Genomic DNA, 12,355 nt, shown 5'->3' with positions numbered 1-12,355 from the left:
ATGTGAGCGTCCCTCCTAGGGCATGACGTCGCCGGAATTGGGCCCGAGTGTCTGCCCGACATACAGGTTGCCGCCGGGATCGCTGGCCAGGAGCAGCGCCGTCGGGGCAACTTCGGCCGCCAGCCCGAAGCGCAGCAGCGGCAGCCCGGCACGCTTCGCCGCTTTCCACTCCTCCGAGATGCCGTCAACCAGGGGCGTTTCGATGGGTCCCGGGGCAATGTTGTTGACCAGCACGTTGTCGGCGGCAGTTTCCAGGGCCAGCGCCTTGGTCAGCCCCACGACTCCGGCTTTGGCGGCACTGTAGTGGCTGAGCCCGGTGCCGCCCTTGATGGCCAGCTGGGAGGCGATGTTGATGATCCGGCCCCACTTCTGCTGCCGCATCTCCCCCACCACCTCCCGGCAGCAGAGGAAGACACCGGTCAGGTCAACGGCAATCGTCTCGTTCCACATGGCAAGTGTCATGTCTTCCAGCGGCGATTCCGTCAGCAGGCCGGCACTGTTCACAAGAATGTCGATGCTGCCGAGCCGGGACCGTGCTGCGGCAAAGGCCGCCTTCACGCTCGCCTCGTCTGAGACGTCGACGGCGATGCTTCCCGCCGCGCCCGACCGGTCCAGGATGGCGACTCTGTCGCCGTTGGCGGTGAAGGCCTCGGCGATGGCCTTGCCGATGCCGCTGGCTCCGCCCGTGACCACAACGGCGCGGCCCTCCGTGGTTCGGGAGGCGTCAGGGTTGTTCATGTTTGTCCTTCCGAGGCTTTTCAGGCACGCATCTTGATGGTGAGGCCGCCGTCAACAATCAGGGACTGGCCCGTGACGTAGACAGCGTCATCGGAGGTCAGGAAGCCGATCACGCTGGCAACTTCCTGGGGCCGTCCGACGCGGCCCCAGGGGATTTCCAGACCGGCGCGCTGCAGGCCCTCGGGCCCGAGGGAATTCACCGGATCCAGGGACTGGGGAGTTTCGATCAGTCCGGGGATAACGGCGTTGGCGCGGATGCCGCGCGGCCCCAACTCGGCGGCCACACTGCGGATCAGGCCGAGCACGCCGGCCTTGGCGGCTGCGTAGTGGGCATGTTCCTCCCAGCCGTAGACGCCGCCGGCAATGGAGGATACGGCAACCAGCGATCCGCCGTCGGTCATCTTCGCGGAACCGGCGCGCAGGGTCCGCATCACGCCGGTGAGGTCGACGTCGAGCATGTCGTGCCAGCGCTGGTCGGTCATCTCCGCCAGGGGCGAGTTGCGCAGGATTCCGGCGTTGGCCACGGCGTAGTCCAGGCGGCCGTATTCCTGTATGGCGCGGTCGGCGAAGGCATCGACTGACGCGGTACTGCGGACGTCCACTTCGTGGATGACCCCCTGGCCGCCCGCGTCCTTCACGAGGCGAAGGGTTTCCTCCGGGTCGTGCGGGTCGCCGGGAAAGGTTCCGATGACAGAATGCACGCCGCGGTGGGCGTAGTGGACCGCGAGGGCCCGTCCAATGCCGCTGGCCGCTCCGGTGATCACGGCCACCCTGTTCTCAGGCGTCATGGGGGTGGTCCTCGAGCAGGGCTTCGACCGGCGGCTTCGCGGCGATCATCAGCAGGCCGGAGAAAAGGGTTCCGGCCGCGCCGACCCACAAGGCTGCAGCACCGGTTCCTACGCTGGCGGCCGCTAGCGTGAACAGGAAACCACCGAGAATGGTGCCGGGCTGGCTCATTGCGCCGATAAAGGCTGTGCCGGTGGCACGGCAGCTGACGGGGTAGCACTCCGCCATGAAGTACTGGATCGCGGCGTACGGTCCGACCAGGAAGAACAGTCCGGCGCCGTAGGTGACGATGATCATGAAGGGGTCCGTGGCAAGGGGGCTGAGCATGATGGCGAAGGAGATGCCGGAGATAATCCAGCCTCCGATGATGGTCCGCTTGCGGCCGATCTTGTCACCGAGCCACCCGTGGAAGACATAGCCGAAGTACGCCAGCCCGTTGATGACGATCAGCATCCAGAAGGCGTCAGAAAGTTCCACACCCTTGGCGTTCTTCAGGACAGAACTGCCGAGAATGCTGAAAATAAGGATGCCGAAGAAGTTGAAGATCCAGGCCAGCGACAAGACGATCGTATTCCGGCGCAGGTGCGGCTCCCAGATGCGCTTGAGCGGGGCCGCGGAGGAGTGCTCGACGCCGAAGGCGTGGGCCAGGGAATGGGCTTCCTCGGTCTTGCCGCTCTTCTCGAGTTGGGTCAGCTTGTGGTGCAGTTCGAACTGCGGCGTCTCCTTCAGTTTCTTTGCGATGACCCACACGATGATCGCGGCCGGAACGGTCGCCATCAGGTACAGGGCGCGCCAGCCGAGGGACGGGAGGAAGACGAGGGCGAGGGCGCTCGCAAGCAGGAAGCCCAGCGGCCAGCCACCCTGGATGAAGGAGTAGTGGAAGCCGGGGCGCTTGCGCTTATCCGCGACTTCGGTGACCTGGTAGACCTCGTTCATGTAGGTGGCGTTGACGGCCTGCTCCGAGAACCCGAGCCCGCCGAAGGAACGGACCAGCACCAGCAGGCCGTTGCTGAGGAACGGGATCCCGGTCGGAATCAGGGCCGTCAGGCCCGAGACAATGGCGGTCCCGCCGATAGTGGTCATCATGCCCTTGCGGCGGCCGAGCCGGTCAATGACCGGGCCGATTCCGAAGCAGACGATCGCGGTGCCGACGGCGATCCAGGTGTTGATTGCGTACGCTTCGGTCGCGGTCCAGCCGAACTCCTGCTGCATGGCCGGCAGGAGGGTGCCGAAAAGTCCGAAGTCGAACACGGCGACCGTCCAGGCACAGAGCGCCAGGACGGTGGCGACGGTTGTGTGGTGCTTAGAGAATACCGGGAAGCGGCGTTTTTCGTCCGGTCCGGGTTGCGTCAGATCGACGGCGGGCTGCTGGATGGTCATTACTGGTTTTCCTTTCGGGGGCTGCGGGCGAGGAAGGAGTCCGCGATCTGGTCGAACTTCAGCCAGCTGACGCCTTCGTGGGAATTGATGTGTTCGATGAGGCGCTCGAGCATGAGCAGCACTTGGGGGCGGCCCGAGACATCCGGATGGATGGTCATGGTGAAGACGGCCTGATCCATTTCCCGGTACACCCAGTCGAACTGGTCGCGCCACATTTGTTCGACGTCCCGGGGACTGACGAATCCGTGGGAGTTCGGGGCCGCCTTGATGAACATCATGGGAGGCAGGTCGTCCAGGTACCAGTTGGCCGGGATCTCGACGAGGTCGGTTTCGGTGCCCCTGACCAGCGGCTCCATCCAGGTTTCCGCGGCCTTGGTGTAGTCGATCTTCTTCCAGCTGTCGCCGACCCGGACGTAGTAGGGCTCGAAGTCCTTGTGCATCAGGGAGTGGTCGTATTTGATCCCGCGTTCGAGCAGGATCTCGTTGGTGACCGGGGAAAATTCCCACCAGGGAGCAACGTAGCCCGTGGGCCGACGGCCGGAGACTTTCTCGATGAGTTCGATCGACCGGTCCAGGATGGCCGTCTCCTGCTCGCGGGTCATGGCGATGGGGTTTTCATGCGAGTACCCGTGCACGCCGATTTCGTGCCCGGCGTCGACGATCATCCGCGTCAGGTCCGGGAAGGTCTCGATCGAGTGGCCCGGCACGAACCAGGTGGCGGGCAGGCTGTACTTCTCGAAAAGCCGGATGAGCCGAGGGCCGCCGACCTCGCCGCTGAACAAGCCGCGGGAGATATCGCAGGGCGAGTCCTCGCCCCCGTAGGAGCCGAGCATTCCGGCAACTGCGTCCACGTCCACGCCGAACGCGACTTGGATGTCCTTAGTCATGAGATCAACCTTTCACTGCGCTTTTGTTGAGGTTTGGCTTCTTGTTGAGGTTTGTCTTTGGGCTGAGGTTTGTTGGTGAGGCTCGGATGTTGGGCGGCAACTAGTCAGGAAGCGTGCCCCTCCGGGCGAAGGCCTCAGCGATCCCGGCGGCGGGAGTGCCGAGCCTGAGCAGAAGGCTCAGCAGGACAAGCGATTGGGATGGCTTGAGCAGCCCGGCGGGGATGGCACCGGCAGCGCGCAGGTCCTCGCCGCCGCCGTCGCCGTAGCGGGGCACTACAGCACCGGCTTCCACGCGGGTGCTCGTCACCACCACGACGCCGGCAGCGGTGGCGCGCGCGACTTCCTGGCACAGCACGCGGTTAGCGTTGCCCGTTCCCGTCCCCTGAAGCACGATCCCTGCCGCCCCGGCCTGGAGGGCAGCCCGCAGGAGGGTGGCGTCGGCTCCGGGGTAGGCAGCAATGAGGTCCACGCGCGGCGAACCGGCGTCCGCGCCCGGCAGGGGCAACGGGGGAAGGCCTGGTCGTACCGGCTGGATCTCGACCTCGCCGGAGTCGGACACCGATCCGACGGTTCCGAAGTCCGGGTTGGCGAAGGCCTCGAGGCTGGTTGTGTGGCGCTTGCGCACTCCGGCCGCAGGGAAGATGGTCCCGGCAAAGGCCAACAACACACCGGTTCCGCGTGCCCGCGGAGAACCGGCGACGGCGATCGCGCGGGACAGATTGCCAGGACCGTCCGGGGAGTCGGCGTCGGCAGCCTGCTGCGCTCCGGTGAATACGACCGGGCGGGGATCATCGTGGGTGAGGTCAACGAGATAGGCCGTTTCCTCCATCGTGTCCGTCCCGTGGGTGACCACGACGCCCAGAACCTGCGGATCGGCCAATGCTTCCCGGATCGTGGCGCAGATGGCGATCATGTCCTCGACTGTCAGCAGGTACGAGCCCTTCCGGACAACGTCGAACACGCGGACCGGATGGGCCGCTGGCACGCCCATGCTGGCAAACACCTGCTCCCCCGTGTCGGACGCCACCGCGGCTCCGCCGGCCTCGGACGCACGTGAAGAAATCGTTCCTCCCGTGGCCAGCAGGACCACGTGGGGGCCAACTAAATCTGTGACGGTCATGTCCACTCCGTTTGTTCTGTAACTGTTTCCGCACGCTTACCCAATCGATTGGGTTGGTGGTTAAAAGTTATTCCTGCCATGTTTCCTGCAGATGCTCCCGGAAGTTTCAGGGGGGTAAATACTTCGCCGCCGGCTCCCGGGATTCCGTCTACCCAATCGATTGGGTACGCCGTTTGATTGACTATAGAATGTGAGGTGGGACACGTCAAGAGTGCCTGGACCAGAGATCCGGGCATTATCAGGCACTCTTGGTGATGACGACCTTTTGAGCTGAGGCAGGGGACTGAATGGAAGAGAGCACGGCCGATGGCCGCACCATCACGCTGAAGGATCTCGCGAGCGAGCTCGGAATCCACCCCTCGACCGTATCCAGGATCCTGCACTCGGGCTCCGAAGTGGCGCGCGGGGCAGCCTCTGTAGCTACCGCCGAACGCGTGCGCGAGCTGGCGCGGAAGCGCGGCTACTCCCCCGACCCGCAGGCCGCCGGGCTGCGGACGCGGCGCACGCACCTCATGGGCGTGATCGTGCCCCGGCTTTCGGACCTCGTTCTGGCGATCATGTACGAGGGCATTGACGAGGCAGCGGCGGAACTCGGCTACTCCACGTTTGTCATGAACTCCCGCGACGATCCGGAGGAACAGCGCCGCAAGACGGACTCCATGCTGGCCCGACGCGTGGACGGGCTGATCATCGGCGACGCACACCTGGACAACGGCCTGCTGCGGGAGCTGGCCGCCCGGAAGGTGCCGTTCGTGCTCATGAACCGCCGCGCCCCGGACTTCCCGTCGGCCACCTGCGACGACGTCCTTGGCGGCGAGCTTGTGGCCGACCACCTGTGGAGCACGGGGCACCGTAACGTCGCCGTGATCGCCGGCGAGCCCTATGCCAGCACGGCCGTCGACCGGACGGCCGGCTTCGTGGACCGCTGGCGTGCGCTGGGCGGGAACATACCCCGGAATGCCGTGGTGTGGTCCCGTTTTGATACCGCCGGCGGACGGGAAGCGGCCGAGACCATTCTGGCTCACTGCAACCCCCGCCCGACTGCACTGTTCGCCGTCAACGACTTCGCGGCCATAGGCGCAATGGGAGCCCTGCGGTCCCATGGACTCGGCGTCGGCCGCGACGTGGCCGTGGTGGGGTTCAATGACACCTCTCTGGCCGCGGAACTTCCCATCCCACTCTCTTCGGTCCGCTCGCCCATGCTGGATATCGGGCGGACTGCGGTGCAGCTCCTCAAAGGCGTCCTGGACGGCCGGAAGGTCGAATCGGTCAGGCTGGAGCCGGTCCTGTGCGTGCGGGAAAGCAGCGGCTTCGGCATCGCGGTGTGACACGGCACGGGAATCCTCCAGTCAGTCGAATCAGTGAGTGGAATCGGGAGGCCATGCGGGCACGCGCCGTCCGTCAATCCATAGCCCAACCGTGCAGGCTCCACGCCCATGAGTTGAGGAGCCCATGACTTGAGAGTAGTGACCCGGGTCACAGCGTCCTATCGGAGGTTCGCCCAAGATTGGAGCGACTTTTAGTGCAAACTGCCCAGTCCCGTTAGCGGGCGGCCGCAACGATGCCGAGGGCGAGCATGCACGTGGCGCGGACTTCGCCATCGGACAGGTCCAGTTTCAGCAGCTCCTCGATTTTCCGCAGCCGGTAGCTGAGCGTATTCCGGTGGATGAAGAGTTCATCGCAGATCTTCGCGGAGTTCCCGCTGTGGCGCAGGTACGCGCCGAAAGTCTCCCGCAGCGAGCTGCCGCCGTCGGAGGCCAGGGGCGCCAGCAGCCGTTGGCACATCGCAACCAGACCCGGACTGGGCAGTCCCTGCACAATGCCGGCGAGATCTGCCAGCGGCGCCTGGTGCACCCCGGGCCGTCCCACATGACGGCGGGCAAGCTGAAGCGCCAGCGGCAGTTCGCTGAGGCCCGCGGATTCCGAGACGATGACGGACAGTTCCGGGGCGTCCGTAAAGAATCCGCGCGCAGCATCCAGTAAGTCGGCCGCCGAGTGCCGGTGCTGCAACAGGAGAGTCGTGAGTCCGGCCTCTTCCATGAACCGCACAGTGCCGAAACCGGCCTGTAGACCCACCCGGGCGCGCCATGCGATGGCGCGCAGCTTTGCGGGGGCCACCTCTTCTGAGCTGCCGATCAGCACCGCACCCCAGTCGCTGTCAGGATCGAAGCCGGACTCGAGGGCGTAGCGGCGCAGCGGCGTGGACGGCTCGCCGCGGTCCTCATAAAGGGCCTCCATGAAGCGTGCGGCTTCCCGGGAATGTAAGGGCGAATGGGACCCGAGGGTATAGCTAAGCTGCATAGCGATGACGGCGGCCACCGGGCCCAGAATGGGCTGCAGCACAATGTTGCTCCCGATCCCCTCAATGGCAAGCCTAAACTGCTCGGACTCGCCGCTGGGAAGGCGCAACGCGGTCCGCGCGGTCCCGCCGTGAGCCGCTCCCGCGGAAACAAGCTCGAAGGCGTTCTGGTCGATCACGGCCACCCTCGCATCGATGGCATCCGCCACCCTCTCCAGGACCTCCGCCAGGGAATGCCCGTCGGCCGCCAACCGGGTGCATTGGTCCGCCAGTTCCCAGCCCTTCCGCAACTCCTCATAGCGCTCGGCAGCGATGACCCGCTCCACGTGCCGCATGACCAACACAAAGGGCACCTGCGGCGCGAGCTCCAGCAGCGGCAGGCCGTGCACCTCGCAGGCACGGAGCAGCCCGGCCGGCAGCTCGCTGTGCGCCGCGCCCAAGCCGAACGCCAGCCCTGAGACGGGGACGGAAACCAGCCGTTCCACGTAGGCGTCCCAGGTCCTGAAGTCCTTGACGTTCAAGCCCATGCCGTTGGTCAGCACCAGGGCGTTCACGCTGAGGAAGGGCGTGGGGTCCATGTGTTCGGTGGGAGCGCACCAGGTGATGGGCCGGGCCAGTCGGCCCTCGCCGCCCGCAACCCGAAGCCGGATGTTGAGATCGGCGTTGTCTGCTAAATCAGAAATTCGCACGGGGCCCTCCCACTACGGCGGGCGTCCCCCACCGGACAGTGCAATAACCATAATTGATGCCCGCAGATTCAGCGACCTGCACAATATCGGGCACGTGAATTGCTGAGTAGCGTTGCACCCATGCAACCCAATGTGACTCCCGACACTTCTTCAGGCACCTCAGCCCACGCCTCTCCCTTCAGCGCTCCCCCCGCCTCTCCTTTCAGCGCTCCCCCCGCACAACGGAGGGTGCTCTTGAACTCCGATATGGGCGAAGGCCTTGGCCTCCACGAGTTCGGCAACGACGAAGAACTCATGCGCATCATCGACGTCGCCAACGTGGCCTGTGGGTATCACGCCGGCGATCCCGACGTCATGGAACGGACCGTGGCGTTGGCTGCTGAGCATGGCGTGGCGGTCGGAGCGCACCCCGGCCTGCCGGACATTGTGGGGTTCGGACGCCGCCGAATGGTTCTCACCCCGGCCGAGGTCGAATCGATCATCTTGTATCAGACCGGCGCCCTGACGGCGTTCCTCGCAAAGCACCGGCTGGAACTGAACCACATCAAACCCCACGGTTCCCTCTACGGCATGCTGGCCGGCGACGAGGAACTGATGCAGGCCGCCGCCGGCACAGCCTTGCAGTTCGGCGTTCCGTTTTTCGGGCTCGCGGGTACCGCCCACGAAAGCGTGTGCCGGTCCATGGGGGTGGATTTCGTGCCCGAACTCTATGTTGACCTCAACTACGGCCCGGCCGGTGAGCTGCTGATCCAGCGCCGCCCGGCGCCCACCGATCCCGACGCCGCCGCCGAGCGTGTCAGCAGGGCGCTGGCCGGCAAGCCCGTCCTCGCCGTTGACGGCACCGAACTGGACATCCAGTTCCAAAGCATCTGCGTCCACTCCGACGCACCCAATTCTGTCGCAGTGGCCACCGCAGTGCGTGCGGTCCTGGGCTGAACCGATCTATCCAAACCATCTGAAAGAGAGCATCCCGTGGCAACCATCGTTTCCCCGCTCCCCGGCGTCTTTTACCGCAAGCCCGGCCCTGGCAAGCCGCCTTTCGCCAATGAAGGCGACGCCATCGAGGTCGGACAGACCCTCGGCATTATCGAAATCATGAAGCAGTTCACCGAAATCCAGTCCGATGTGGCCGGCACCCTGGAGTCGTTTGAGGTCAATGAGGGCGACATGGTCAACCCAGGCGACGCAATCGTCGTCGTCCGGGAAGGATAGCCATGAAGAAACTGCTCATCGCCAACCGCGGCGAGATTGCCGTTCGCATCGCCCGGACCGCCCGTGAAATGGGCATCGAAACATTCGTGGTGGCCAGCGAAGCCGACGTCGAATCCTTGGCTGCCCGGTCCGCTGACCACGTCGTCGTGGTGGGTCCGGCGCCTGCCACCGCCAGCTACCTAAACCAGGACGCCATCGTCGCCGCGGCCGTGGACAACGGCTGCGATGCCGTCCACCCGGGCTACGGGTTCCTCTCCGAGAATGCGGACTTCGCCCGGAAGGTCGCTGATGCGGGCCTGATCTGGGTGGGGCCGCGTGCGGACGCCATCGCCATGATGGGCAATAAGTCCTTGGCGAGGGAATCGGCCCGGAAGGCTGGTGTCCCCGTGCTCCGTGGCTCGGACGGCCCCCTCGATCCTGCGGCCGACGCCGTAGAAATCGCCCGCGGCATCGGCTACCCGCTCGTGATCAAGGCTTCCGCCGGCGGCGGCGGCCGGGGCATCCGCTTTGTGCACAGCGAAGGCAAGCTTCTGGAATCCATTGAGCAGACACGCGGCGAAGCGGCTGCTGTCTTCGGCGATCCCACCGTTTACCTGGAACGCTTTGTCCAGCATGCCCGTCACGTGGAGGTACAGGTCCTCGGCGATGGAACAAACTTCATCCATCTCGGTGACCGCGACTGCTCCATGCAACGGCGCTCCCAGAAGGTCATTGAAGAAGCACCGGCGCCGGACCTCCCGGACCACGTCCGCCAGAGGATCCGGGATTCCTCCGTGGAACTCGCCCGCGAGTGCGGCTACAGCGGCGCCGGAACGGTCGAATTCCTCTATGACCCGGTCAACCATGAAGCGGCGTTCATCGAAATGAACACCCGTATCCAGGTTGAGCACCCGATCACCGAGCAAATCACGGGCGTCGATCTGATCCGCGAACAGCTGCAGATCGCGTTCACCGGGGCGATGTCCCTCCGCCAGGACGACATCGCATTCAATGGCCACTCCATCGAATGCCGTATAAATGCCGAGGACCCCGACCACCACTTCTTCCCCAGCCCTGGCCTCATCACGGCCATGGACTGGCCCGCCGGCGCAGGCGTCAGGGTGGACACCGGGGTGGAGACCGGTTCCACGGTCACTCCGTACTACGACTCCCTGATGGCCAAGCTGATTGTGCATGCGGACACCCGCGAAGCGGCCATTGAGGCGATGCTGACGGCCCTGGATGAGACCCGCATCGAAGGCGTCAAAACCACCATCCCGGTGCACAAGAAACTGCTGAGCCGGCCCGAATTTGCGGCCGTCACCCACCACTCGAAATTCCTTGAAACCGTCCCCGATCTGATGGAGGCACAATGAGCAGCCCGGAACCCGCCGTGTTGGAGGCCCGCTACACCTGGGGCGGAGACGAATTCCTGTTCGTTGAGGTCGCGGAGTCCATGAGTTTGGCCGCCAACTTCAGGGTGATGTCCATAGCAGCGAAGCTTTCGGCCATGCAGCTGCCCGGCATCGTGGACATCTGTCCCGCCAACGCCTCGCTGCTGGTGCGGTTCGATCCCGATGTCCTGCCGCCGTCGACCCTTGAAGAGACCGTCCGGACCATTGAAGGGGATCTGGCGCACCATCACGACCATTCGCTGGAAACCCGGATCGTCGAGGTCCCGGTCTGGTACGAAGACCCGTTCACGGCGGAAGTGGCCGAGCGATTCCGCGAAGGATTCCATCAGGAGCCCGGCGGCACCGACATTGACTACGCAGCCAAGGTCAACAACCTCAAGGACGCCGCCGAATTCATTCAGCGTCACCATGAGCAACCATGGCTTGTCTCCATGGTTGGCTTCGTCGCAGGCCTCCCGTTCCTCTTCCAGCTGGTGGAGCAGGAAAAGCAACTCGAAGTACCCAAGTATCTGAGTCCGCGCACCGACACCCCCAAACTGACCGTGGGCCACGGCGGCTGCTTCGGCTGCATTTACTCCGTGCGCGGTGCCGGCGGCTACCAGATGTTCGGGGTCGCTGCCGCGCCCATCTTCGATCCTGCCCAGTCCCTGGCCGATTTCAAGGACTTCATGGTGTTCTTCAAGCCGGGCGACATCGTGAAGTTCAGGCCCGTCACCGAGGCCGAATACAACACCATCCAGTCTGAGATCTCCGCCGGAACGTTCCGCTACCGGCAGGTGCCCGTGACATTTGATCTGTCCAGGGCGCTGGCGAATCCCGCGGGCTACAACCAGGAACTCATGGAGGCCCTCAATGGCGTTTGACATCAAGAACCCCGGCCTGGCCACCACAGTCCAGGACCAGGGACGCACCGGCCACTACAACGTGGGCATCCCGCAGAGCGGTTCCCTGGACCAATACTCGGCCGAACTCGGCAATGCCCTGGTGGGCAACACCGCCAAGGAAGCGGTCCTGGAATGCACTTACCTGGGCCCGGTACTGTCCACCGACCAGGATGCCCTCATCGCCGTCACCGGGGCACCGGTTGAAGTCAAGGTCAACGGCGAAGCCCGGCCCCAGTGGACCCGGCTGAAGCTGAAGGCTGGCGACGAACTCAGCTTCGGGGTCATCCAGGGCGGCACGCGCTACTACATCGCCGTCCAGGGCGGCATCGATGTTCCTGAGGTGCTCGGCAGCCGGTCCACCTACAGCCTGGGCGCGATCGGCGGGTTCCAGGGCCGCAAGCTGGAGGCCGGTGACCAGATTCCGGTGGGCGCCCCGCTCAACGCCGGAGCCCTGCCCGACGCCGATACAGTTCCGGAGGAATTCCGTCCCCTATTCGCCAAGGAACAGGCCGTCCGGATCGTCCTGGGCCTTTACGACCACCGGCTCACCGACGAAGGACTGGACAATCTCCTCCACAGCGAGTGGAAGGTGACCCCGGTGGCTGACCGGATGGGGCTGAGGTACTCAGGTCCCGGGGTGCAGTGGAAGGAGCGGGAGCAGCCATTCGGCGCCGGTTCCGACCCGTCCAACATTGTTGATGCCGGATACGCTGTCGGCTCCATCCAGATTCCCGGCGGCACCCAACCGATCATCCTGCACCGCGATGCCGTCTCCGGCGGCGGTTACGCCATGGTGGGCACGGTCATCAGCGCCGACATGGATCTGGTGGCCCGGGCCGCCCCCGGCACATCCACCAGGTTCGTGGCAATCAGCCTGGACGAGGCCCTTGTGGCGCGCAAGGAACTCGCCGAGCTCAAGAGGAACGCCCGTGCGGCCATCGGCGCCGGCGGCTGAGTAGCGGCCGG

General features: G+C 65.0%; 12 protein-coding genes. 6 read left to right on the top strand and 6 right to left on the bottom strand.

Annotation, left to right across the window (positions count from 1 at the left end; genetic code table 11):
• Positions 1-15 precede the first annotated feature (15 nt).
• The 5 genes from AC1DKN_RS12805 to AC1DKN_RS12785 form a co-directional block, all read right to left on the bottom strand.
• On the bottom strand, positions 16-738 hold the full coding sequence (locus AC1DKN_RS12805; RefSeq protein ID WP_476871471.1) for an SDR family NAD(P)-dependent oxidoreductase: 723 nt from the start codon (positions 736-738) through the stop codon (positions 16-18).
• A 20-nt stretch (positions 739-758) separates the two neighbouring features.
• Positions 759-1,526, bottom strand: coding sequence for an SDR family NAD(P)-dependent oxidoreductase (locus tag AC1DKN_RS12800; RefSeq protein WP_476856019.1), 768 nt, complete (start codon positions 1,524-1,526; stop codon positions 759-761).
• Complete coding sequence (locus AC1DKN_RS12795) at positions 1,516-2,904, bottom strand: MFS transporter (RefSeq protein ID WP_243177850.1); 1,389 nt, start codon at positions 2,902-2,904, stop codon at positions 1,516-1,518. Before AC1DKN_RS12795 ends, AC1DKN_RS12800 begins: the two co-directional genes overlap by 11 nt.
• Entirely contained in the window at positions 2,904-3,791 is an 888-nt protein-coding gene (locus tag AC1DKN_RS12790) for a polysaccharide deacetylase family protein (protein WP_476849518.1), read from the bottom strand. The genes AC1DKN_RS12795 and AC1DKN_RS12790 overlap by 1 nt, the downstream gene beginning before the upstream one ends.
• Positions 3,792-3,891: 100 nt before the next feature.
• Positions 3,892-4,911, bottom strand: a complete 1,020-nt coding sequence (locus tag AC1DKN_RS12785) for an asparaginase (RefSeq protein WP_476871470.1) — start codon at positions 4,909-4,911, stop codon at positions 3,892-3,894.
• Between the two features lie 287 nt (positions 4,912-5,198).
• Here AC1DKN_RS12785 and AC1DKN_RS12780 point away from each other — a divergent pair, with 287 nt between their 5' ends.
• Complete coding sequence (locus AC1DKN_RS12780) at positions 5,199-6,239, top strand: LacI family DNA-binding transcriptional regulator (protein WP_476871469.1); 1,041 nt, start codon at positions 5,199-5,201, stop codon at positions 6,237-6,239.
• 214 nt (positions 6,240-6,453) lie between these two features.
• On the opposite strand, the gene AC1DKN_RS12775 is transcribed toward AC1DKN_RS12780, so the two are convergent.
• A complete protein-coding gene (locus AC1DKN_RS12775) occupies positions 6,454-7,899 on the bottom strand; it encodes a PucR family transcriptional regulator (protein WP_476849515.1) in 1,446 nt (481 codons plus the stop codon).
• Between the two features lie 228 nt (positions 7,900-8,127).
• Here AC1DKN_RS12775 and pxpA point away from each other — a divergent pair, with 228 nt between their 5' ends.
• From pxpA to AC1DKN_RS12750, 5 genes are read left to right on the top strand one after another with little or no spacing between them, the layout of a single operon-like run.
• Complete coding sequence (gene pxpA, locus AC1DKN_RS12770; protein ID WP_476871468.1) at positions 8,128-8,835, top strand: 5-oxoprolinase subunit PxpA; 708 nt, start codon at positions 8,128-8,130, stop codon at positions 8,833-8,835.
• A 36-nt stretch (positions 8,836-8,871) separates the two neighbouring features.
• Complete coding sequence (locus AC1DKN_RS12765; RefSeq protein WP_028276237.1) at positions 8,872-9,111, top strand: acetyl-CoA carboxylase; 240 nt, start codon at positions 8,872-8,874, stop codon at positions 9,109-9,111.
• 2 nt (positions 9,112-9,113) lie between these two features.
• Positions 9,114-10,466: an acetyl-CoA carboxylase biotin carboxylase subunit gene (locus AC1DKN_RS12760; protein ID WP_476871467.1), complete on the top strand. Its 1,353-nt coding sequence runs from the start codon at positions 9,114-9,116 to the stop codon at positions 10,464-10,466.
• A complete protein-coding gene (locus AC1DKN_RS12755; protein WP_476871466.1) occupies positions 10,463-11,368 on the top strand; it encodes a 5-oxoprolinase subunit B family protein in 906 nt (301 codons plus the stop codon). The genes AC1DKN_RS12760 and AC1DKN_RS12755 overlap by 4 nt, the downstream gene beginning before the upstream one ends.
• Complete coding sequence (locus AC1DKN_RS12750) at positions 11,358-12,344, top strand: 5-oxoprolinase subunit C family protein (RefSeq protein WP_476871465.1); 987 nt, start codon at positions 11,358-11,360, stop codon at positions 12,342-12,344. Before AC1DKN_RS12755 ends, AC1DKN_RS12750 begins: the two co-directional genes overlap by 11 nt.
• Positions 12,345-12,355 lie beyond the last annotated feature (11 nt).

Source organism: Arthrobacter sp. 01N444 (genome assembly GCF_056399305.1).
This window is presented reverse-complemented; position numbering and strand designations above follow the sequence as displayed.